We start from the raw sequence: 23,248 nt of genomic DNA, 5'->3' as shown, positions 1-23,248 counted from the left end.
GTGTTAATTAAAGTGAGGTGAAATAATGGGGATATTTAATTCACTAAAGAAGAGGTTTAAATTATTCAAGGATAAAAATTTAATTGGTTTGGATATTGGTGATGAAACTATTAAGTTAACAGAGGTTTATAGTAGTTGGGGTAATATAGTTTTGAATAATTTAGCTATTATCCCTGTACCAGATGATACTGTTAAAAATGGTGATTTAAATAATATAATCAAGTTAGAAGAGAAATTGGGTAAGGTTTTAAAAGAGAAGGAATTTCAAGCTAAAAAAGTGGTAGCGGCGATCAGTGGAGAGCAGGTAATCAGTAGGATGGTTGATATTCCTAATATGTCTGAAGAAGAGCTTAATCAAGCAGTCAAATGGGAAGCTAGTGAGAAGCTACCAATCCAAATTGAAGATGCAGTTTTAGATTATGAAATCTTAGAGAGAAAGGAAGGTAGAGGATATCAGGTCTTATTAATTGCAGTAAAGAAGGATTTAATCAATAAATATTTACGTCTATTTGAATCTTTAGGATTAGAACCGGTAGCTATAGAGATAGAACCGATAGCTATGGCTAGAACTATTGATAAATTATATATGGCTAGAACTATTGGGGTTATAGATATTGGAATTAAAACTACAGATATATCTATTTTAAATGAAGGTAAATTATTATTTACTAGGACTATTGGATTAGGTGGAGAGAGTATAACTGAGGATATCTCTGAAACCCATAATTACTCTTTTGAAGAGGCTGAGGATTATAAGAAGAGAAATAATTTGTTTAATAACAATGATACTAATCTAATTGTAAGGAATTTAATTACATCTATATACCGTTCCTTAGATTATTTTCAAGTTAAATATAAGGGTGTTGATATTGATAAGGTAGTTCTCACAGGTGGAGGAGCAAATTTGATGGGATTTGATAGATATTTAACCAAAGAGTTTGGGGTAAGGGTAGAGAAGCTAAATCTATCCTACCGCTTAAGGTCAGAGTTGGCTAGTGATAAATATTTATCAGAGGTGGCACAGTTATTAGGAGTAAGTGTTGGACTTGCATTAAGGGAGGAGGGAAAAAATGATAAATTTATTACCTCCAGATTATCCAAGACCAAGAAGTTTTAATGAAAAGTTGATGGTATTAATAATTCTTTTTAGCTTCTTAACAGTATTATTATCGATAACAACCTTTTATATAGATAAAAGACTACAAAATAAAGCTATTGAAAATAAGATAGATATAGTAGAAGAGAAGATATTTGAGATTAGTGCTGAAACTAAAGATTTAAAAAAGATTGAAATTCAAAAAGAGAAGTTAGCAAAGAGTTTGGCAAGAAGAGATAAGGTTGTAGGTAAGAATATTTATTGGTCTATTATATTAAATAAGTTAAGGGGTATTGTTCCTGATAATAGCTGGTTAGTGAGATTAAGTATAAAAGAGCATAAAGAACTTACTATTGAAGGCTATACGATTAATGGTGATGATTTAAAATTAATGGTAGATAATTTGAGAGATTCAGAAGTCTTCTTAAATATTAAGTTAAATATTATTAATCAAGAAGAGATACGTTATTCTAAAGATTATCAGCCAGCTGAAGGCTTTTATTATAAGATTACTGGAGAGATAAATCAGAAGCTAGAATTAGCTGATTTAGAGAAGAGGGGTGATGATACTGAGATTTGATAGATTACAACCCCGAGAGAAGTTTATGATAAGTTTACTTATATTAATAATTGTAATAGGGGGAGTTTATTACTTATTCAGCTCACAGGTTAAGAAGATAAATGAAAATAAAGATAAACTCGAAACGTCTATTAATAAATTAAGGATTATGAATACTAGGTTATCTAAAAATCAGCTTTTAAAAGAAGAATACAAAGGTTTATTAAAGGAATTAGAGAGTAGGCAGAAAAACTTTTTAGAGAAGGGTAAAGAGAGTGATCTATTACTTGATTTAAATAATTTGGCTATGAAAAGGAATGTTAAGATATTAAGTATTGAACCTAAAGAGATAATCCAAGAGGATATCTACCTAAAAATACCAGCAGAGGTTAGATTAAGAGGAACTTATAATCAGATTGTAAATTATATAGAGGATGTGAAGTATTTAAATTATTTAACAAGGATAGAGAATTTAAATGTTAAGACTTCTAATAAAGCAGATTATTTAGAGGCTAAAATAACCTTGTTAAGTTATGCGCTAGATAGGAAGGGTGATATACAGTGAAACTGGTTATAAATAATCATAAAATCTTAGATTTTCTAGAGAATCGTTTATTAATTCTGTGGTTAGTATTTTTATTATTCTTATCTAGTAGTGGGATGTTGGTTTATAAAATAGTTAGTTTTTCTAAAAATAATCAACAATTTGTTCAATTTAGTAATAACTTAGATAATATAATCCAGACTTCCAAAAAGGTCGTTGAGAATAGAGAGATTATTTCAGAAGAAGGTAGTGAAACTGAGGTTAGTAAAGAGACTTCAACGATTAAAGAATATTCTACTAAAGACCCTTTTCAAACCTTATTAAAGAAAGTAGAGAAGGTCAATCTGAATAAATTGGTTAAATCTCAAATAGCTAAACAACCTAAGAATAATAACACAAGCAATAATCCCAAAGTTAAAGAGAATAAGGTTAATCCTCTAGCAAGGGAGATAGAACTATTAGGGATGTTAAATAGTGAGATTAGCAAGGTGGCTATTATAAAATTTGGTAAGAAGGACTCGATTATTCAGATTATGAAGGCTGGAGAAGAGTTTGCTGGTTTGAGAATAAAAGAGATAAAAGATGATGAAGTAGTAATGGAAAGTAAAGGGGGATACTACATCTATACTCTTGGGGGTGATGATAATTAAAAAGCAAAGAAGAATTGTAAGTATAATTTATTTTATTCTTTTAATGAATTTATTGATTAGCTATCCAGTATTGGCAGCAGAAGATAAGATTAACTTAAGTTTTAAAGGTGTTGATTTAAGGGATGCTTTTAGAGCTTTAGCAGATGTAGCTGATATGAATGTAATTACAGATAATGCAGTACAAGGAACAGTTACAGTTAATCTTAAAGATATATCCTTTATAGAGTCTATAGAGCTACTAACTAAGACTAATGCCTTAGATTATCGAATTGTAGGTAATACAATATTAGTTGGTAGTCCAGAGCGCTTAAGGGCAAATTTTGATAAGAAAATTACCGAGGTATTTAAATTGGACAATGCTAATCCTAAAGAAGTGAAGAATAGTTTAAGTATATTGCTTAAGGAAGATGCAGTAAAGGTTGATGATAGGACTAAAAGTGTCGTAATCACAGCCTATGAGGATGAGATAAAGGAGATAAAGAAGGTAATTGAAAGGCTTGATAAACCAAATAAACAAGTAATAATAGAGGCTAGAATAGAGGATATCTCTCGTGATAAGTTAGATAATATGGGGATAGATTGGAGTTTTGCCAGAGAAACTACTGCAAATGGAGCACCAATTGTCTGGGATTATGCTGATAGTGCTGGTTCTGTTAAAGTAGCAAATATATTTGAAATTGGTGATGTAGGGGTAGAATATCAGAGTATTTTAGCTGCTTTGAATGAAACTGGTGATAGTGTTACTTTGGCTAACCCCCATTTAGCAACTGTTGATGGAAAAGAAGCTATAATTAATATAGGACAAGAGATACCTGTGATTAGAGAGACAAAAGATGATGATGAAACGACTAGAGAGGTTGAGTTTAGAACTGTAGGTACGATTTTGAAGCTGACTCCAAGGGTCAATAATGGTGCTGTTACTCTTGCCATTAACCAAGAAGTAAGTGAAGTCAATGATTATGTCGATAATATGCCAGTAATTAATACTAAGAATGTTACAACAAATATAATGGTTCAAAATGGTAAAACCATTGCCATTGGAGGACTAATCTCTGATAAACAGATTGAAAAGCTATCTAAGGTACCAGTGTTAGGTGATGTTCCTCTTTTAGGAAAGTTATTTAGTAAACGAAGAGTAGACAATCAAAAAAGAGAGTTGGTCATCTTCATTACACCTAAGATTATAGAGACTGAAGATAGGAATCAAAATAAATTATGGGGAGAAAATATTAAGCCATTTAGATATAAAGTAAGAAAATTTGATACTTTCTGGAGTATAGGGAAGTTATTTAATATATCCTTTGCTGAGATTATGGTCTATAATAATATAGATACACCAGAGAAGTTGAAAGTAGGTCAAGAGTTATTGATTCCTGTGCCTAAGAATCGTTATTATCAAGTTAGTGTCACTGATTCTATTAATAATATAGCCAAGAAGTATGATGTTTCTATAGATGATCTTAAGAGAATAAATGGATTAGCTGCTCTACAAAGTAAAGATGAAGTTGAGTTGGTTCTTCCTGTAGCAGTGGAAGAGTAGATATTATATTGGCTAATAAGGCTTATTACTTATTTAAGTGACAAGCCTTATTTATTTTTTATTTGAAATAATCATCCCTTATATTTAGTGGCAAGGTTGTCAAAAAGTATGTTATAATTATATCTGAGCATCAGAATCTATGATTAGTATTTGTTAATGGTTGAAATAACTTAATATTCTTTAGTAATTGCTTGACAGAGCTTAGAGGAGGAAAGGGTATGGGCTTGATAGTTATATCTTTGGTGATAGGGATGATAATTGGTTATAAAGGATTATTACCAGAGAATTTATATAGTTTTACAGATAAGTTGACTATAGGTGGATTATTTTTATTATTATTTACTATGGGGATTAAAATTGGTAGCAGTTCAGAGGTAGTAAGTAATCTTAAAACTTTAGGATTTAAAGCAATAGTTTTATCCCTGGGAAGTGTACTTGGCAGTATAATCTTATTAGTCTTATTTGAAGCCAAATTTAAAGGGGAGGATTAAGAATGCTAATTGCTATAATTGTTATTATAATATTGGGTGTAGTATCTGGTTACTTTGTTATTCCTACTTTATTTATGAGCTACTTAGACTTAATCTCTACAATCTCTTTATCTATCTTATTATTAGGAGTAGGTATAGATATTGGAAGGAATAAAGAGATAATAACTGATTTAAAGAGATTGGGTTTTAAGATAATATTGGTCCCTATCTTAATAGCGATAGGGAGTATAACAGGAGCAATTTTCTTTGGTCTTTTAGTTAAATTACCAGTCAATGAGTCGGCAGCTATTGGTGCTGGATTTGGCTGGTATAGCCTTTCAGGGGTTATATTGGCTAAAACTTATAGTACCGATATTGGCACTTTGGCATTCTTAACCAATGTATTTAGGGAGTTATTTGCATTATTTTTAATACCTCTGCTAGCCAAATTGGGGACTAAGATTACGGTCATTGCTCCTGGAGGGGCTACAACAATGGATACAACCCTACCATTAATCACTAAGAGTGTAGATGATACTGAGATTGTAATAGTTGCCTTTATTAGTGGTGCGGTACTATCTGCATTTGTTCCAATTTTAGTTCCACTTTTAATTTAGTTTGATAACTAATAACTATTTTTTAAAGAGTGATTTGAACCATTTAAAGGGTGCAGGTAGCTTGAAGCCTCCACCGACAGCTTTCATATCATCATGTTCATTTTTAGACCACGCGAATAGAAAATCAATCTTCATATTATAACCTCCTTCTTTATGTAGGGTTAACTTACTATTTACATTATGAGAGAGCGAGGATTTTGGTTACAGATTTTTCAAATTTAGTTTCAGTATAATCTTATTAGATTCAGTGTATTATTCCCTATAGTCCATTTTATTCCATTTGTGAAAAGGAGATTAGTGGTGAGTATAGAATTATTATAAATTGCGGGTATTTTTTGTTTTTGGGGTTAGATATTCTTTGTAGACAATCTATTCAAATATAAAGGTTATTTTAAAAGATATAAGTAGTATGGAACTCTGTAGATCTTTTAGATTGATTGGGTCAAATATATATGATTAGAAATAAAAATTATAGTTTGGAATTTGGAAAGATAACGTTAGCGGATATATGGTTAAGCTAGAAATATACTTGTAGTAGCTTTAAAATCTTAAGATGAAAAGAGGATAATAAAATTGAATGAAGATAAAGTAATTACTAAACAATTTTTAGTAACTCCTGCATTAGGTAAGCGGCTAATAGCAAAGTCAATAGCTTCTCTTCCAGAAATAGAAGATGCTTTAAAGAATAAAACTATTGTAATTATTGCTGGAACTACAAATGCTTATGTTGCAGAAGAGCTGCTTGAGAAAGTTAAGCAATTAGAGGATTTTTCTAAAAAAAGATTCTTTAGAGGGGTTACATTACCACCTAATTATAGAAGGAGTACCGAAGATGGGGCAGAGGACAAAGGTGAATTTCTTGGAGATGTTGTAATTGATAAGGGGAGATGGCTGAAGAGAAAGACCATCTTTGACGTTGTTGATGATTTAAGAGAAGGAGATATTATTATAAAAGGGGCTAATGCTCTTAATTTAGAGAATCAACAAGCAGGAATATATATCGGACACCCTAAAGGGGGGACTATTGGGGCTGCAATGCAGGCTGTAGTAGGAAGACGAGTTAAATTATATTTACCAGTTGGATTGGAAAAGAGGATTTTAGGAGATATTAATAGGATATCTCAGAAGCTGAATTCTTCAAATACTATAGGACCAAGGATGTGGTCAGTTAGCGGAGAGATAATAACAGAGCAAGAAGCTATAAATATAATGACAGGAGCAGAAGTTGAGTTAGTAGCTAGTGGTGGAATTTGTGGTGCTGAGGGAAGTTGTTGGTTAGCTGTTTCTGGAAGCCATCAGCAGATAGATCAGGTTGAAGATATTATAAGAGAATATTTTGAAGAACCTAATTTTAAAATATAAAGATTTAGCCTCCACTTAATCTATAGATGATCAATCCTAAAAGAAAGTTTATAATGCTCGTATTTTAGCTTGTCACTAATTACGGTCATTTAACTTTAATTAAATTTCATTCTAAAGATAGATGACTATATACATTAATTATAGATCTGAATTTTTGCTATATAAATCAATAGATCGGGAATAACTAAACCTACTAATTTAAGGTTCAAATATGATATTCATTAAATTTAGTTTAATAAGCCATTATTTTAACAGGTCAATTATTTAATTCATACTTTTTAATACTTCTTCAAATAATAAATCTATATAATACTTATAAGGAAACGGGTGATAGGGATATGGAGTTTGAACATGTAACAGTATTATTAAAAGAGACTATAGATTATTTAAACTGTAAAGAAGGCGGGATTTATGTTGACTGTACCTTAGGAGGGGCTGGTCATTCTGAAGAGATAGTCAAAAGAATTGGTGCTAAGGGTAGGTTGATTGGAATTGATCAAGATAGTGCAGCAATTGAAGCTGCTCAAGAGAGGCTTAGTAAGTATGAGGCTCAGATAGATTTAGTTAAAGATAATTATCGGAATTTAACTTATATACTAGATGATTTAGGGATAGAGAAGGTAGATGGATTTGTCTTTGATTTAGGGGTATCATCTTATCAGCTTGATACTCCTAAGCGAGGATTTAGTTATAACTATGATGCTCCCCTTGATATGAGGATGAATCCTGATAGAGGGAAAACAGCAGCGGATTTGCTTAACAGTCTTTCTCAGGATGCATTATCAGAGATTATTACTGAATATGGTGAAGAACGATGGGCGAGTAGAATTGCTGAGTTTATTATTGATTATCGTCAAAAACAGAAGATAGAGACTACCTTCCAACTTGTAGATGTGATTAAGGCTGCTATTCCAGCGGGAGCAAGACGGGAAGGGCCCCACCCAGCTCGGAGAACTTTCCAAGCATTGCGGATAGCTGTCAATAACGAATTGGGTATTATTGAAGATGCAATTAAGGATGCTGTATCTAGATTAAATAAAAAAGGGAGAGTCAGTATTATTACCTTCCATTCCTTAGAAGATAGAATAGTTAAACATACCTATAAAGAGTTGGCTAAGAAGTGTACATGCCCACCGAAGTTTCCAGTGTGTACTTGTGACACTAGACAAGAGATCAAGATTATAACTAGAAGTCCAATTGTACCAAGCCAAGAAGAAATCAGTCAGAATCCAAGGTCTAGAAGTGCTAAATTAAGGGTAGCAGAGAAGCGATAAATTGTTCTAAAATAGAAGGTTGGTGAATAAAGTTGGTAAAGAGACCTAGAAGAGAATATCTTGATCATCACCAAGGTGGTATTAGACGGAATACTCAACATAAAGTTAGGCAAAAGCAGGATAATGATACCTTTAAATTGATGTTCTTTTATAGCTTTTTGCTCTTTTTAGTAGGGATAGTCTTTATTATATATATCAATCAGTATGTCCAAATATCTAGACTGAATTTTCAGATTGAAAAGTTAAAGGAACAGAGGGATGAATTAAAGACAAAAAAGGCTTATTTACAATTAGAGATATCTAGCTTAAAATCTTTAGAAAGAATTGAAGAGATTGCTAAGAATGAGTTGGGAATGGCCGAACCTGCTGAGATAAATTATATTGTTATGGCAGAGCCTGAAGATAATAAAAGTCAAGATATCAATCTAGCTAAGAATACAGGTAAAGAAATAGACGCTACTAAAAAGAAGAGTATTAAGGATAGAATATTTGCTTGGTTTAATAATATATCTCAGGTTCAGGCAGGAACTTTGGATGAGTAATCTTTATTTATAAATTAATAGATGAGAAAGTATATATCTTATAGGGGTACTAATAGAAACTAAAATCTGTACAAAATCCTCCCATGATAATTGGATAAGGGGGTAGTGGGTTGAGAAATTTAAGATTAGAGACTAAGAAGAGGATTAATTTTTTATTTATAATTTTGATGGCTGTAATGCTATTTTTAATAGGCAGGTTTTCATGGATACAGATTATAAGTAATAAGCTCTATCAAGAGAAGGCTTTAGGACAGCGGTTAAGGGAGTTAAAGGTTGAGCCTAAGCGGGGAATGATCTATGATAAAAATGGAGTAGAATTAGCCGTTAGTGCTAGTGCCGATACTGTAGTAGCAATACCAAAAGAGATTAAGAAGCCAGAAGAGACAGCAAGAAAGTTGTCCGAAATTTTGGAGAAAGACCAAGAGGAGATTTATAAGAGGATAACTAAGAATGCTGCTGCTGTATATGTTTCTCGTAAGATAGATGATAAACAGGCTAAAGCAATTAGAGAGTTGAACTTACCAGGAATAACCTTTACTGAGGAGACTAAACGTTTCTATCCTAAAGGAATGCTGGCTTCACATTTATTAGGATTTTCAGGGGTTGATAATCAGGGGTTACAGGGACTAGAGCTATCTTATGATAATCAGCTTAAAGGGAATCCAGGAAGAATCTCGATTGAAAGTGATGCAGTTGGTCGTAAAATTCCAGAAGGGATTAAAGATTATAAAGCTCCTGATGATGGGAATAATATCTATTTAACAATAGATAATGTACTCCAATATATAGCAGAGCGGGAATTAGATAAGGCATTAACAGAGCATACTGCTGAGGCAGCTACTATTGTGATGATGGATCCTAATACTGGTGAGATTTTGGCTTTGGCAAATCGTCCAGCTTATGATCCTAATAATTTTGCTGAGTATTCTCCAGGTTTATGGAGAAATCGTGCCGTTTCTGATACTTACGAACCAGGTTCTACTTTCAAGATTATTACTACTTCTGCTGGTTTAGAAGAGGGTGTAGTTCATCCTAATGACAAATTTTTTGATCCAGGACACATAGAGGTAGCAGGTCAGATTATACATTGCTGGAAGAGTGGAGGGCATGGTAGTCAGACCTTTGCTGAGGTTGTACAGAACTCTTGTAACCCTGGTTTTGTTCAGATAGGGCAACGCTTAGGAAAAGAGACCTTTTATAAATATATTGAAGCCTTTGGATTTGGTGATAAGACAGATATTCAATTCCCAGGTGAAGCTAAAGGATTAATGTATACATTGCCTCAAATTGGACCAGTAGAGTTAGCTACTATAGCTTTTGGCCATGGGGTTTCAGTTACCCCAATTCAGTTAATAACTGCAGTATCAGCAGTAGCAAATGGTGGTCAATTATTAAAGCCCCATTTAGTTAAAGAGATTAGGAGTACAAATGGTAAATTAATTAAGAAGATAGAGCCAGAGCCTATTAGAAAGGTCATCTCTGAAGAAACTGCTAAAACTGTAAGGGAACTTCTAGTTGGTGTTGTTGAAAATGGTTCTGGACAGGCAACGAAATTAGATGGGTATGAGATAGGTGGTAAGACAGGGACAGCCAAATATTATGGGCAACGTAAATATAATGTCTCCTTTATAGGAATGCTTCCAGCAGATAAACCAGAATTAGTCGCTTTAGTTGTAGTTTATGGCTTAACCAGTGAGCCCCATTATGCATCCCAAGTAGCAGTTCCTATCTTCCATAATGTTATTAAAGATGCTGTAAGGTATTTAGAAATACCACCAAAAGAAGAGAAGAAAGAAGAGGAAGATGAGAAAGAACGTATCAAAAGAGTAAAAGTTCCTAATGTTAAGAATTTATCTTTAAGTATAGCTGAGGAACTATTAGCTAAGGAGGGATTAAAAGTAAAGCTAGAGGGAGAAGGAGATATTATTATTGACCAAGTACCCAATCCTGAAGTAGTTGTTAATGAAGGAAGTACAGTTATATTATTCTTTAATGGTGCTGAAAAGAACAAGAATAGATATAAAGTAACTGTACCAGATTTAAAGGGGATGAGAGTTAGAGAAGCAGCCAATATAATGAGTGATTTAGGTTTGAGGTTAAAATGGCAAGGCTCTGGTGAGATTACAAAGCAGCAGCCAGTAGCAGGGAAAACTGTTAACTCTGGAGATTATATTACAGTATGGTTAAAGTAAATTTACAATATAAAGTAACTCAAGTAAAAAATCAAATTTGTTTTAGCTATATGAAATCTTCTTAAATGCTTATATAGTTTTTTAATTATACATTATGTGTTATCAATTGTAAATTTATATGGGGAGGTTTAAAATGCTTAAACTACAGGAATTACTTAAAGTATTAGAGCATGAAGAGCTTAATCAAGATTTAGATATAGATATTGCAGGAATAACTTATGATTCTAGAAAGGTGAAGGAAGGTTATTTATTTGTAGCTATTACTGGATTTAAGTCTGATGGACATAAATTTATTGCTAATGCAATTGAGAATGGGGCAAAGGCTATTATTGCTGAAAAGGATATTGAGGTCAATGAGACTCCGGTAATTAAAGTAGAGGATTCAAGAAAGGCTTTAGCCCAATTAAGTGCTAAGTTCTATGGATATCCATCTAAAGGCCTAACAGTAATTGGGGTAACAGGTACTAATGGGAAGACTACAACTACTTATTTAATTGAAGCTATGTTAAAAGAATTAGGTATTAAGACAGGGTTAATTGGTACTATTAAGACTAAGATAGGTGATAAAGAGGAGGATGCTAGTAGAACAACACCTGAATCTGTAGATTTACAGAGGATTTTTGCTCAGATGTTAGAAGATGGAGTAACTCATGTGGTGATGGAGGTTTCTTCACATGCATTAGAGTTAGATAGAGTACTGGGAGTTGATTTTGACCGCCAAGTCTTTACTAATCTCAGTCAAGACCATTTAGACTTCCATGAATCTTTTGAGGATTATCTAGCAGCTAAGATAAAGTTATTTAAGATGAATGATAAGCCTTCTATAATCAATATAGATGATGTAAAAAGTGAAGCTATTATCAAAGAGGCTATAGGTGAAGTGATTAGTTATAGCATCAACTCTGAATCTGACCTTAAGGCAGAGGATATTGAAGTAACCCAAAAAGGTGTAAGTTATACTCTAAAAGCCAATCAAGAGGAGTTGGCAATTAAATTAAACTTGACAGGACGTTTTAATGTTTATAACTCCTTAGCTGCTATTGGAACAGTATATAGCTTAGGGTTTAGCTTAGCAGATATTAAGAAGGGGATTGAAAAGATTGAAGGAGTTCCAGGTAGATTTCAAGTGATAGATGAAGGTCAGGAATTTGGTGTGATAGTAGATTATGCTCATACACCTGATGGTATGGAGAATGTATTGAATACAGCCAGTGAATTTACTAAAGGTCGTAAGATAGTAGTCTTTGGTTGTGGTGGGGATCGTGACAGAACCAAAAGACCTATTATGGGCAGAATTGGAGTAACTTTAGGTGACTTTGCTATTGTAACCTCTGATAATCCACGCAGTGAAGATCCAATGACTATTATTGAGGATATTCTGCTAGGGATTAAAAAGGAAGATAAGATAGAAGGGGAAGAGTATATTATAATTGAAGATAGAGCAACTGCTATTAAAGAGGCTATTAAGCTTGCTAAAAGCGATGATATAGTAATTATCGTGGGTAAAGGGCATGAGACTTATCAGATACTTAAGGATAAGACAATTGATTTTGATGATAGAGAGGTAGCTAGAGAAGCACTTAGGGGAATATCGTCTGGTAATTAATTATCAATTATTAATTATCAAATACTGTACACCAATGACAATAAATGAGGTGATAGGGTGGAGACTCTCTGTTTAGAGGAGATAGCTAAGGCTATTTCAGGAGAAATCATGGGAGATAAAGAAATAAAAATAGATAACATCTCTATAGATTCTCGTAATATTAAGCAAGGTGATTTATTTATAGCAATTAAAGGTGAAAATTTTGATGGGCATAATTTTGTAATAGATGCTTTTAATAAAGGGGCAAGTGTAGCGATAGTTTCAGAAGATATTGATTCTAATATTGAAGATACTTTAATCAAGGTAGAAGATACCACAAAAGCATTACAGGATTTAGCCCATTATTATCGAAATAAATTTGATGTTACTGTAGTTGCAGTTACTGGTAGTACAGGTAAGACTACAACTAAGGATATGATTTCTGCAGTCTTAGGGATGAGGTATAAGACCTTAAAGACAGCTGGTAACTTTAATAATGAAATTGGGCTACCTTTGACTCTTTTTCGTTTAGATAGTAGTTATGAAGCTGTTGTAGTAGAGATGGGAATGAGGGCTTTAGGTGAGATAAGTCTTCTTGCTAAGATAGCTGAACCTGATATTGGGGTAATTACAAATGTTGGTGTTGCTCATATTGAAATATTAAAGAGTATTGATAATATTGCCAAAGCTAAGTCGGAGTTAATAGCTACTTTAAAGGAAGATGGAGTAGCTATTTTAAATGGTGATGATGACAAGGTTAGGGATATGGATAGATTAACCCAGGCAGAGGTTATTAACTATGGATTAAAGGAGTATAATAAAGTAAGAGCCACTGAGATAAAGAGTTTGCAAAATGATACTATCTCCTTTGAACTAGTTATAAGAGATAATTGCTATAAAGAGACTGTTACTTTACCTGTTCCAGGAAGGTATAATGTCTACAATGCCTTAGCTGCTGTAGCAGTAGGTTTATCTTTAGATATTTCTTTAAAGGAGATAATAGATGGGTTAAGTAGCTTTAAATTAACCAAGATGAGAAATCAGATTTTAACCACTAAAGATGGTGTTAAGATCATTAATGATACCTACAATGCCAACCCAGCATCGATGAGAGGAGCTATAGATACTTTAGTTGATATTGGAGAAGGTAGAAGAATAGCAGTTTTGGGTGATATGTTAGAATTAGGAGAGATAGCTATAACAGAGCATCAAAATATAGGTATAATTCTTGCTAAAAGAGGGGTAGATTATCTCTTTACTTATGGGGAATTGGCTGCTTATATTGGAAAAGGTGCCAAAGATGGTGGAATGAATACTTCATCTATTTATATTTATCAAGATAAAGAGAAATTAATTAAAAAATTATTGGATATTATAACTGCTAATGATACAATTTTAGTAAAAGCTTCAAGAGGGATGAAACTTGAAGAGGTTTCACAGGCCTTATTAGAGGATTAGGGAGTGAGAGTAATGATTGACTTAATATTTGCAGCGACTATATCTTTGGTTATTACATTATTAACTGGACCATTTTTAATAAACTGGTTAAGGATAATGAAATTTGGGCAGAGTATTAGAAAGGTTGGTCCCCAAAGCCATCAGAAAAAAGCAGGTACTCCTACTATGGGTGGAATTATAATCATCTTAGCTGTAGTGGCAGCTACTTTAGCTATGGCTAAGATAAGTCAAGAGGTAGTCTTGGCCTTATTTGTATTACTTGGTTATGGTTTGGTAGGTTTATTAGATGATTCTATTAAGATAATAAAAAAACAGAATGAAGGGTTAACTAGTAAACAAAAGCTATTGGGGCAGATTATAATTGCTGGAATATTAGCTTTCTTTGTTCTAACTAGGTTAGAGCTAGGAACTGATATCTTAATTCCTTATCTACATAAAAGTATTGATTTAGGTAAACTATTTATTCCTTTTGTTATTCTTGTCTTAGTAGGAGCTTCTAATGCTGTAAATCTAACAGATGGTTTAGATGGTTTAGCAGCAGGTGTTACTATTATAGTTACGATTACCTATGCCTATATTCTATATCAATTTGGTGCTACAGATTTAGCTATCTTCTCTACAGCTATTGCAGGAGCTTGTTTGGGATTTTCTTGGTTTAATAGCCATCCTGCTCAAGTATTTATGGGTGATACAGGTTCATTAGCTTTAGGAGGAGCATTAGCTGCTTTATCGGTTTTAACTAAGACCGAGCTTTTCTTATTTATTATCGGTGGAGTTTATGTAATTGAAGCTACTTCTGTAATGATACAGGTGGCTTATTTTAAAATCACCCGCCGGTTATATAAAGAAGGTAGAAGAGTCTTTAAGATGACACCTATTCATCATCACTTTGAAAAGAGTGGGTGGGCAGAATCTAAGGTTGTTGTCAGGTTTTGGATTATAGCAATTATATTATCATTAGTAGGATTATTAGGTTTTGCCAAGTTGAGTTAAGAAAGGAAGATAATATGGAATTAAAAGATAAGCTAATAACAGTTGTGGGATTAGGGAAAAGAACTGGTGTAGAGACCGTTAAGTTTTTAGATAAACAGGGTGCTAAAATTATAGTTACTGATACCAAGAAAGAATCTCAATTAAAGGAAGAGATTAATGCTTTAAAGGGGTGTGAAGTTAACTTTGATTTAGGTGGACATACTTTAGATTTGATTTTAAAATCTGATTTAATTATTATCAGTCCTGGAGTGCCAACAGATATTCCCCTGTTACAAGAGGCAAGAAAATCTGGAATTAAGATAATTAGTGAAGTAGAGCTTGCTTATCACTTTTGTAAAGCTCCTATAATTGCAATTACAGGAACTAATGGTAAGACTACAACAACTACTTTAATTGGAGAGATCTTTAAAGCTACTGGAAGAAAGACTGTTGTTGGTGGAAATATAGGGCGTGCATTAATTCAGGATGTCCCTAAATTAGAGAAAGAAGATGTTGTAATAGCAGAGATTAGCTCTTTTCAATTAGAAGAGATTAAGGATTTTAGACCAGATATCAGTCTGTTTTTAAATATTACACCAGATCATTTAGATCGCCATGGTAGCTTTGAGGTATATATTGAGGCCAAAAGAAAGTTGCTTATGAACCAAACTAAAGGTGATTATATTATTTTAAATTATGATGATCCTATAGTTAGAGATTTTGCTGACAATAGCCAGGGAGAAGTGGTATTCTTCAGTCAGCAAGAAGAGTTAGCAGATGGGGTCTATTTAAAAGACAATCAGATAGTAGCCAATCTATTAGAAAAAGAAGAAGAGATTATTGATATAAAGGAGATTGGAATTAAAGGTCCTCATAACTTGGAAAATGCATTGGGAGCAATAGCTGCTTCGCTATTAATGGGAATTAATAAAGATATATTGGTAAATGTATTAAAAGATTTTTCAGGAGTTGAACATAGGATTGAAGAGGTAGCTACTATCAATGGTGTTAGATATATCAATGATTCTAAAGGAACAAATCCTGTTGCTTCTACTAAAGCGATAGAGACCTTTGATCCACCGATAGTTATTATTGCAGGTGGGAAGGATAAAGGATCTGAATTTGATGATTTTGCCAAGGTGATTAAAGAGAAGGTAAAAGGTGCAGTCTTATTAGGAGAGACTGCAGGTAAAATTGAAGCTAGTCTTAATAAGGTAGGATATGACTCTATTTACCATGTTAAAAGTATTCAAGAATCTGTTAAAGTAGCTACAGAAGTAGCTTGTGGTGAAGGGATTGTCTTATTATCACCAGCTTGTGCTAGTTGGGATATGTTCAATAATTATGAGGAAAGAGGAAGAGAATTTAAAGAAGCAGTTAAGAAAGTTGACAGTATGCAGTTTGCAGTTGATAGCTAATAGTTAAATTGCCAGCTGTATACTATTTTTAGGGAGGAAATATTATGTATAAAAAAGCTCCTGATTTTATAGTCTTTTTTGTAATAATAACTTTATTATGTATAGGAGTGGTAATGGTCTTTAGTTCTACATCAATTTCATCTTCTCAAAAATACAATGATAGTTTTTACTTTTTAAAGAGGCAGTTAATGTGGTCTATTATTGGAATTGGTGTAATGATTTTCTTTATGAGATTTGATTATCATCAGTATATTAAATGGGCCCCTAAAATTTTATTAGGTAGTATTGTACTTCTAATTTTAGTTTTAATTCCAGGTATAGGAAAGAGTGTAAAGGGGTCAAGTCGTTGGATTGATTTAGGACCTTTACCCCCTTTACAGGTTTCAGAGATTGCTAAAGTATCTATGGTAATTTATATGTCACGTTTTTTGGCTTTGAAGAATAAAGAGGTTAAAGATTTTTGGAAGGGGCTAGTACCAGCCTTGCTCGTTCTAGGAGTTGTCTTTGGATTGATTTTAATGGAGCCTGATTTGGGAACTGCTGTTACTATTGGAGGGACGGTATTTGTTATGCTCTTGGCCTCTGGAGCTAGATGGTCACATTTAATAGGCTTAGGTTCTTTATCTATTCCTGCGGTATTTTATATGATTATTACAGCTCCCTATCGATTAAAGAGATTACTCTCTTTTCTAGATCCTTGGAAAGACCCTTTAGGTTCAGGATTTCATATTATTCAGTCTTTATATGCTTTGGGTTCAGGAGGATTATTTGGATTGGGGTTAGGGCGCAGTAGACAGAAATTCTTCTATTTACCAGAACCAGGAACGGACTTTATCTTCTCTGTTTTAGGGGAGGAGTTAGGTTTTGTAGGGACATCTACAGTTATTCTACTTTATTTTGTCTTTGCTTGGAGGGGATTACAGATTGCCCTACAGGCTGAAGATTTATTTGGATGTTTAATATCTGTAGGAATTACAACTATGATTACTTTACAGGCTATGGTTAATTTAGCTGTGGTAAGTGGCTCTATGCCAGTTACTGGAATCACCTTACCCTTTATCAGTTATGGAGGTTCTTCTTTGGTATTTATGCTAGCTGGTGTGGGTATTTTATTGAATGTATCACGATTTACTATAAATTAGAGGTGACTAATATATGAAAGTTTTAATTTCTGGTGGTGGAACAGGAGGACATATTTATCCTGGTTTAGCAATTGCACGTGGATTAGAAGAAGAGTTTGATGATTTAGAGATTATCTTTGTAGGGACTGAGAGAGGTTTAGAAGCAGATATTATCCCTAAAGCAGGTTATGACTTAAAGACTATCTCTGTACAGGGTCTACCTAGAAAATTATCCCTTAAATTATTCAAATCGATATTGAAGACAGGGGTAGGCTTAATTGAAGCTAGAAAGATTGTTAAGGAATTTAAGCCTGATATAGTTATTGGGACAGGTGGATATGTCTGTGGACCTATAGTATTAGCGGCAGCATTATCGAAGGTTCCTACTTTAATTCATGAACAGAATGCTTATCCAGGGATAACTAATAAATTATTATCAAGATTTGTAGATAAAATTGCTTTAAGCAATATTGATGCTCAAAAATACTTTAAATCTAAAGAGAAGACTATCTTAACAGGTAATCCAATTAGACCAGAGATTTTAAAGAAGGATAGAAATGAGGCTTTAGCCGAGTTAGGGATAGCAGAAGGTAAGAAAATTATCTTAGTTTTTGGAGGTAGTAGAGGGGCGAGAAGTATTAATCAGGCTGTTATAGGGTTATATCCTAAGATTAAAAGGTCAAATCTACAGCTTTTACATATTACAGGTAAGCAGGATTTTGATTTTGTAATAGAGAAAGCTAAGGAGATGGGAATAAATGATGTAGAAAGAGGGAACATTATGGTTAAGCCCTATTTATATAACATGGCTGCAGCATTAGCTGTTGCTAATCTTGTAATATCCCGTGCTGGTGCAACAGGTTTGGCAGAGATTACAGCTTGTGGTATTCCTGCTATTTTGATTCCATATCCCTATGCTTCTGAGAATCATCAGCTACATAATGCTCAATCTTTAGAGAAAAAGGGTGCAGCTAAGGTTATTTTAGATGATAAGTTGACAACTGAAATCTTAAATGAGCTTATTAGCGATTTATTCACTCATGAAGAAAAATTAATTAAAATGGCTAAAGCCAGTGGAGAATTAGGTCAACCACAGGCCATAGAGAAATTAATTAATCTAATTAAAGATTTAATAAGGGTGTAATATTGCACCCTATAAATTAAATATAAGTTGGACAAGTTTCAACTTAGTTATGGAAGGTTGATTATTACTAGTATTGATTGACATTAAGTGGTTACTAATTAGTGAATTCTATTAACAGATTGTTTTCAACTTGCATATTATAGGGTGTATTTACCTTTGAGATGAGCTTCTCTAAGATTCTGTATTTTGGGATTTATTTTTGAGATAGTCTAGTTGTCGATAAAATTGGGGTGGTTATATTGGAAGAAATACATAAGGAAAAGATTAGTTATTTGATTGAGGGTGATATTCTCTTTGATGAACCATTAAAGAAGCATACTTCTTTCAAAATTGGGGGACCTGCTGAGCTATTGGTTATTCCTAAGGGAGTTAAAGATTTAGAAAAATTGATTAAATATCTTTATCATAATAATATTAATTATTATTTAATAGGTAATGGGAGCAATTTATTGGTTAGTGATAAAGGATTATCTGATGTTGTCATTAAATTGCCACAAAATAATGTTAAGCTAGAGTTTGTTGGGAATAGACTAATTGCTAGTGCTGGTTTGAGTCTTCCATTATTATCTAGCAAAGCTGCTAAAAAAGGATTAAGTGGCTTAGAGTTTGCTATGGGTTTACCAGCAACATTAGGTGGGGCAATTGTGATGAATGCTGGTATAGGAGATTTACGTTCTATAGGTGATTTAGTAGTTAAAGTAAAGACTCTATTAACAACAGGAGAGATAAAACTCTATGACAGTAAAGAGTTAGACTTTAGCTATAGAAATAGCCCCTTTCAAAATAGTAAAGAGATTATAATAGAAGCAGAGTTAGAATTGATTCCAAAAGACTTTAAAGAGATAATTAAAGAGGGTAGAGAACTTTTATCAAAGAGAAAGAGAAGTCAACCTTTAAGATGGCCAAATGCAGGTTGTATCTTTAAAAACCCTCCTAATGATTCAGCTGGAAGATTGATTGATCAGGCAGGGGGAAAAGGTTTAAGGGTTGGTGATGCTCAAATATCTACCCAACATGCTAATTTTATAATTAATTTAGGAGCAGCTACGGCAGAAGAAGTTTTAGAGTTGATAGGTAAAGTTGAAGATCTTGTATTAAGTAAGTTTGGAGTAAATTTAAAAAGAGAGATCATCTTTTTAAGTTAAAAATAGGAGGTGAAAGAATGGGTAGATTCATAATCGATGGTGGTCATAAGCTTCAAGGTGAAGTAACTATTAGTGGTGCTAAAAATGCGGTTTTGCCGATTTTGGCTGGAACTGTTTTGGCAGATGGAGAATGTGTTATAGGTAGAGTGCCAAAATTACGTGACGTTAGAGTTATGAAAGAAGTTTTAGAGACTTTGGGTGCCAAAGCTAAATCAGAGGAGGATAAGTTAATTGTTGATACTGAAGGTTTAAACTCCTGTGAGATCCCAGAAGAACTGATGAGAAAGATGAGGGCTACAGTCTTTTTAATGGGTCCTTTAGTAGGGAGATTTGGGGAGTTTAAAATTTCCCAACCTGGAGGATGCAGTATTGGAACTCGACCTATTGATTTGCATATAAAAGGATTGAAGGCTTTAGGAGTAGAATTTAAGCAAGGGCATGGTTATTTAGAAGGGAAGGCAGAGAAGTTAACTGGTGCAGAGATTCATCTTGATTTCCCTAGTGTAGGGGCAACTGAGAATATTATGATGGCAGCAGTTTTAGCTGAAGGTAAGACAGTAATTTATAATTCAGCTAGAGAGCCTGAGATTGTAGATTTACAGAACTTTCTTAATCAGTTAGGTGCAAGTGTACGTGGTGCTGGAACTGATGTAATCAAAATACAAGGTGTCAAGAAATTACATCCTGTTGATTATCAAGTCATTCCAGATCGTATAGAAACGGGAACTTTTTTAGTAGCATCTGCAATTACTAAAGGTGATGTTTTAGTTAAAGATGTAATTCCTGAACATATTGAAGCTGTAATAGCTAAGCTAGTTGAAGCAGGAGTAAAACTTAATGTAGATGGTGATCAAATTCAAGTAATTGGTCAAGATAAGTGGCAAGGGGTAAATGTTAAGACCTTACCATACCCAGGTTTTGCTACAGATATGCAATCCCAATTTATGACCTTTTTATCAATAGCTGAAGGTGCTAGTATAGTGACTGAGACAATCTTTGAAAACCGTTTAAAGCATGCTGATGAGTTGCGTAGAATGGGAGCAGATATTAAAATAGAAGGAAATTCAGCTATCGTCAAAGGTGTAAAGAAACTTTCAGGAACCACCGTAGAGGCAACAGATTTAAGAGCAGGAGCAGCCTTGGTTTTAGCTGGTTTAATAGCAGAAGGTGAAACAAGAGTAGAGAATATTTACCATATAGATCGAGGATATGAATTTTTAACAGATAAATTAACTAATTTAGGTGCTAAAATACGCCGTGAAGAAGGCTGAAAGGGGGAAGATAATATTGAAGGATAAGAAGATTGGAGTTATTAGAGGTGGAAAATCTGCTGAGAGGGAGATTTCTTTAAAGACTGGTAAAGCTATCTTAGATGCATTAAATAGACAAGGGTATACTACTGTAGATATTGATCCAGCTAATGATTTACATAAGAGCTTATATCAAGAAGATATTGATATTGCTTTTATTGCTTTACATGGACGCTTTGGTGAAGATGGAACTATTCAAGGGTTGCTAGAATTGGAGGGTATTCCCTATACTGGTTCTGGAGTCTTATCTAGTGCTTTAGCAATGGATAAAGTTATGTCAAAGAGAATCTTTAATAACTTAAATATTGATACTCCAAAGTTTGCAGTTTTAAAAGCAGATAAAATAGAAGGAAAATTTGAAGAGATAGAGAAGAATTTGATTGATAATTTAGGATTACCTATAGTGGTTAAGCCCGCCTTAGAAGGTTCAAGTCTTGGTTTATCGATAGTAAAGAATAAGGATGAGTTGATAGGAGCTATTAAAGAGGCTTTAAAATATGATCAAGAATTATTGGTAGAGGAATTTATTCCAGGTAAGGAGATAACTATTGGACTGCTAGGGAACAAATCTCCACAGGTCTTACCTATTATTGAAATTAGACCAAAAGAGGGTGTTTATGACTTTAAGTCTAAGTATACCAAAGGAATGACAGATTTTATCATACCAGCTGAGTTACCAGATGAAGTTTATAAAAAAGCAGAGTCTTTGGCATTAAAAGCTTATCAAGCTTTAAAATGTCGAGGTATGGGTAGGGTTGACCTTAGGATTAATTCTGCTGAAGAGGCTTATGTTTTAGAGGTTAATACTATTCCTGGTATGACTGAAACAAGTCTTTTACCCCAAGCAGCTGAAGTTGTTGGAATAGATTTTGATCAACTGGTAGTTAAGATATTGGAATATTCTCTAGAGAATAAAAATTAAGGGTTAGTTAAATCTAACCCTTAGTTTTCTTTTATAGTATATTCGACTTAGTAGAGGGTAAGAATTTTTAATATCATTAGTTATTTATCACTTGTTACAATAGATTTTAATTTTGTGTAGGGGTATGTCTCTGTGTCTATCCAAAGTATAGGTAGATTTCAATAAGAGGTTATCGCTAGAACTTAACAGAGATGTATCTATATACATAAGTGAGCTTCATTAAAGTAAAGAGTTTAAAGATGAAAAGAAGCTATTTATAATAAATTTAAAAGGGGAATTATTGATAATATATTGTATATTTTTAACTGCTCTTTGAATAAAGTGAGGTGGTATTTTGGACAAGCATAAGACTATTTATTTGATTACTATAGGGTTACTATTGATACTAGGACTAGTAAGTTTAATTAATTCTAAGTACTTTCAAGTACAGGATATAGAGATAGAAGGAAATAAGCTGTTATCTGATGATTATATAATCAAATATTGTAATTTAGAAGAGATTAATATTTTTAATGTTGACCGTCAGAAATTAGCTAATAAATTACTTGAATTACCCCAGATTAAAGGGGTGGCTATTAGTAGAGATTTGCCACAGAAGTTGATTATAGAGATTAATGAAAGGCGTCCCATAGCAATAGTAGGCATTCACTCTTCTTATCAAATCATTGATAAGAAGGGTCAAGTTATAGCTACAACTAAAAACTTAGCTTATTGGAATCTGCCTTTGGTTACTGGTGTTGAAATTATTAATGATGGAGAGAAGGTTAAGATTAATAGTGAGCTTGAAAAGGCTATTAATTATTTAGGTTTGTTATCAAATCAAGTCCTAAAAGGGATCTCTGAGCTAAATATTTCCAAAGAAGATGGAATTCAATTATTCTTAGTAGACGGTGGAATAGTAAAATTAAGTAGTAATTTTGATAATAAAGCTAAGGCTAAAATATTTACCTCAGTATATAATGATATTAAATCTAAAGGGCGAAAAATTAAATATATAGACTTAAGATATGGAAATAATGTGATTGTTCGCCTTGCAAAATGAGAGATAATCTGTTAAAATTTTAATGTTAAATTTTGGTTTGATGACTTTGTTAACAGAGTGCTCTATATTGAGAAATTTAAAAGTGAAATATTTATTAATTTTTATTGTATTATCATTAAAACCTATTATAAAGATTAATTTTTAATGAAATCTATAATAGTTTTTTTAGAAAATATAGTTTTAAAAAGAGGGAATTGAATATATTTGTTGAATTTAAGTTTAAAAAGGACGTTTAGCTTTTTTAAGGTATGAAGTTTATTTATTTGAGATATAAAATCTGTTTAT

General features: G+C 33.0%; 21 protein-coding genes. All 21 read left to right on the top strand.

Annotated elements, in window-relative coordinates; genetic code table 11:
- Window positions 1-25 precede the first annotated feature (25 nt).
- Complete coding sequence (gene pilM / locus U472_RS02795; RefSeq protein WP_068715277.1) at window positions 26-1,117, top strand: type IV pilus assembly protein PilM; 1,092 nt, start codon at window positions 26-28, stop codon at window positions 1,115-1,117.
- On the top strand, window positions 1,071-1,676 hold the full coding sequence (locus tag U472_RS02790) for a PilN domain-containing protein (RefSeq protein ID WP_068715275.1): 606 nt from the start codon (window positions 1,071-1,073) through the stop codon (window positions 1,674-1,676). Before pilM ends, U472_RS02790 begins: the two co-directional genes overlap by 47 nt.
- Window positions 1,660-2,220 (top strand): type 4a pilus biogenesis protein PilO, encoded by a 561-nt coding sequence (gene pilO, locus U472_RS02785; RefSeq protein WP_068715273.1) that lies wholly within the window; start codon window positions 1,660-1,662, stop codon window positions 2,218-2,220. Before U472_RS02790 ends, pilO begins: the two co-directional genes overlap by 17 nt.
- Window positions 2,217-2,849 (top strand): hypothetical protein, encoded by a 633-nt coding sequence (locus tag U472_RS02780; RefSeq protein ID WP_068715271.1) that lies wholly within the window; start codon window positions 2,217-2,219, stop codon window positions 2,847-2,849. The genes pilO and U472_RS02780 overlap by 4 nt, the downstream gene beginning before the upstream one ends.
- Window positions 2,839-4,389 carry a LysM peptidoglycan-binding domain-containing protein gene (locus U472_RS02775; protein WP_068715269.1) on the top strand — a complete coding sequence of 517 codons (1,551 nt, stop codon included), beginning with the start codon at window positions 2,839-2,841 and terminating at the stop codon, window positions 4,387-4,389. The genes U472_RS02780 and U472_RS02775 overlap by 11 nt, the downstream gene beginning before the upstream one ends.
- Window positions 4,390-4,607: 218 nt before the next feature.
- On the top strand, window positions 4,608-4,880 hold the full coding sequence (locus U472_RS02770) for a LysO family transporter (protein WP_068715266.1): 273 nt from the start codon (window positions 4,608-4,610) through the stop codon (window positions 4,878-4,880).
- Between the two features lie 2 nt (window positions 4,881-4,882).
- Window positions 4,883-5,476, top strand: coding sequence for a LysO family transporter (locus U472_RS02765; protein WP_068715264.1), 594 nt, complete (start codon window positions 4,883-4,885; stop codon window positions 5,474-5,476).
- A gap of 573 nt (window positions 5,477-6,049) precedes the next feature.
- Complete coding sequence (locus U472_RS02760; protein WP_068715262.1) at window positions 6,050-6,838, top strand: sugar phosphate isomerase family; 789 nt, start codon at window positions 6,050-6,052, stop codon at window positions 6,836-6,838.
- Between the two features lie 338 nt (window positions 6,839-7,176).
- Window positions 7,177-8,112 (top strand): 16S rRNA (cytosine(1402)-N(4))-methyltransferase RsmH, encoded by a 936-nt coding sequence (gene rsmH / locus U472_RS02755; protein WP_068715260.1) that lies wholly within the window; start codon window positions 7,177-7,179, stop codon window positions 8,110-8,112.
- 32 nt (window positions 8,113-8,144) lie between these two features.
- The gene (gene ftsL / locus U472_RS02750; RefSeq protein ID WP_068715258.1) at window positions 8,145-8,654 is read left to right on the top strand and encodes a cell division protein FtsL; all 510 of its coding nucleotides are present in this window, start codon (window positions 8,145-8,147) and stop codon (window positions 8,652-8,654) included.
- Window positions 8,655-8,764: 110 nt separating this feature from the next.
- Window positions 8,765-10,846: a stage V sporulation protein D gene (locus U472_RS02745; protein ID WP_083189712.1), complete on the top strand. Its 2,082-nt coding sequence runs from the start codon at window positions 8,765-8,767 to the stop codon at window positions 10,844-10,846.
- Window positions 10,847-10,979: 133 nt separating this feature from the next.
- Window positions 10,980-12,452 (top strand): UDP-N-acetylmuramoyl-L-alanyl-D-glutamate--2,6-diaminopimelate ligase, encoded by a 1,473-nt coding sequence (locus U472_RS02740; RefSeq protein WP_141677926.1) that lies wholly within the window; start codon window positions 10,980-10,982, stop codon window positions 12,450-12,452.
- A 57-nt stretch (window positions 12,453-12,509) separates the two neighbouring features.
- Window positions 12,510-13,889 (top strand): UDP-N-acetylmuramoyl-tripeptide--D-alanyl-D-alanine ligase, encoded by a 1,380-nt coding sequence (locus U472_RS02735; RefSeq protein WP_083189711.1) that lies wholly within the window; start codon window positions 12,510-12,512, stop codon window positions 13,887-13,889.
- A 12-nt stretch (window positions 13,890-13,901) separates the two neighbouring features.
- On the top strand, window positions 13,902-14,882 hold the full coding sequence (gene mraY, locus U472_RS02730) for a phospho-N-acetylmuramoyl-pentapeptide-transferase (protein ID WP_068715256.1): 981 nt from the start codon (window positions 13,902-13,904) through the stop codon (window positions 14,880-14,882).
- Window positions 14,883-14,896: 14 nt separating this feature from the next.
- The gene (gene murD, locus U472_RS02725; RefSeq protein ID WP_068715332.1) at window positions 14,897-16,279 is read left to right on the top strand and encodes a UDP-N-acetylmuramoyl-L-alanine--D-glutamate ligase; all 1,383 of its coding nucleotides are present in this window, start codon (window positions 14,897-14,899) and stop codon (window positions 16,277-16,279) included.
- Between the two features lie 44 nt (window positions 16,280-16,323).
- Window positions 16,324-17,421, top strand: coding sequence for a stage V sporulation protein E (spoVE, locus tag U472_RS02720; protein ID WP_068715253.1), 1,098 nt, complete (start codon window positions 16,324-16,326; stop codon window positions 17,419-17,421).
- A 13-nt stretch (window positions 17,422-17,434) separates the two neighbouring features.
- Window positions 17,435-18,544 (top strand): undecaprenyldiphospho-muramoylpentapeptide beta-N-acetylglucosaminyltransferase, encoded by a 1,110-nt coding sequence (gene murG / locus U472_RS02715; protein WP_068715251.1) that lies wholly within the window; start codon window positions 17,435-17,437, stop codon window positions 18,542-18,544.
- 239 nt (window positions 18,545-18,783) lie between these two features.
- Window positions 18,784-19,689, top strand: coding sequence for a UDP-N-acetylmuramate dehydrogenase (gene murB, locus U472_RS02710; RefSeq protein ID WP_068715249.1), 906 nt, complete (start codon window positions 18,784-18,786; stop codon window positions 19,687-19,689).
- A gap of 17 nt (window positions 19,690-19,706) precedes the next feature.
- On the top strand, window positions 19,707-20,960 hold the full coding sequence (gene murA, locus U472_RS02705; protein WP_068715247.1) for a UDP-N-acetylglucosamine 1-carboxyvinyltransferase: 1,254 nt from the start codon (window positions 19,707-19,709) through the stop codon (window positions 20,958-20,960).
- Between the two features lie 16 nt (window positions 20,961-20,976).
- Entirely contained in the window at window positions 20,977-21,921 is a 945-nt protein-coding gene (locus tag U472_RS02700; RefSeq protein ID WP_245684725.1) for a D-alanine--D-alanine ligase, read from the top strand.
- A 334-nt stretch (window positions 21,922-22,255) separates the two neighbouring features.
- Window positions 22,256-22,963, top strand: coding sequence for a cell division protein FtsQ/DivIB (locus U472_RS02695; RefSeq protein ID WP_068715245.1), 708 nt, complete (start codon window positions 22,256-22,258; stop codon window positions 22,961-22,963).
- Window positions 22,964-23,248 lie beyond the last annotated feature (285 nt).

Source organism: Orenia metallireducens, from assembly GCF_001693735.1.
GTDB classification, from domain to species: domain Bacteria; phylum Bacillota; class Halanaerobiia; order Halobacteroidales; family Halobacteroidaceae; genus Orenia; species Orenia metallireducens.
The sequence above is the reverse complement of the archived record's forward strand: the minus strand, read 5'-3'. Positions and strand labels throughout refer to the sequence as shown.

Coding starts and splice junctions, on each gene's coding strand:
- pilM (WP_068715277.1), top strand. CDS start 26: ATGGGGATATTTAATTCACTAAAGAAGAGGTTTAAATTATTCAAGGAT.
- U472_RS02790 (WP_068715275.1), top strand. CDS start 1,071: ATGATAAATTTATTACCTCCAGATTATCCAAGACCAAGAAGTTTTAAT.
- pilO (WP_068715273.1), top strand. CDS start 1,660: ATGATACTGAGATTTGATAGATTACAACCCCGAGAGAAGTTTATGATA.
- U472_RS02775 (WP_068715269.1), top strand. CDS start 2,839: ATGATAATTAAAAAGCAAAGAAGAATTGTAAGTATAATTTATTTTATT.
- U472_RS02770 (WP_068715266.1), top strand. CDS start 4,608: ATGGGCTTGATAGTTATATCTTTGGTGATAGGGATGATAATTGGTTAT.
- U472_RS02765 (WP_068715264.1), top strand. CDS start 4,883: ATGCTAATTGCTATAATTGTTATTATAATATTGGGTGTAGTATCTGGT.
- rsmH (WP_068715260.1), top strand. CDS start 7,177: ATGGAGTTTGAACATGTAACAGTATTATTAAAAGAGACTATAGATTAT.
- U472_RS02740 (WP_141677926.1), top strand. CDS start 10,980: ATGCTTAAACTACAGGAATTACTTAAAGTATTAGAGCATGAAGAGCTT.
- mraY (WP_068715256.1), top strand. CDS start 13,902: ATGATTGACTTAATATTTGCAGCGACTATATCTTTGGTTATTACATTA.
- murD (WP_068715332.1), top strand. CDS start 14,897: ATGGAATTAAAAGATAAGCTAATAACAGTTGTGGGATTAGGGAAAAGA.
- spoVE (WP_068715253.1), top strand. CDS start 16,324: ATGTATAAAAAAGCTCCTGATTTTATAGTCTTTTTTGTAATAATAACT.
- murG (WP_068715251.1), top strand. CDS start 17,435: ATGAAAGTTTTAATTTCTGGTGGTGGAACAGGAGGACATATTTATCCT.
- murA (WP_068715247.1), top strand. CDS start 19,707: ATGGGTAGATTCATAATCGATGGTGGTCATAAGCTTCAAGGTGAAGTA.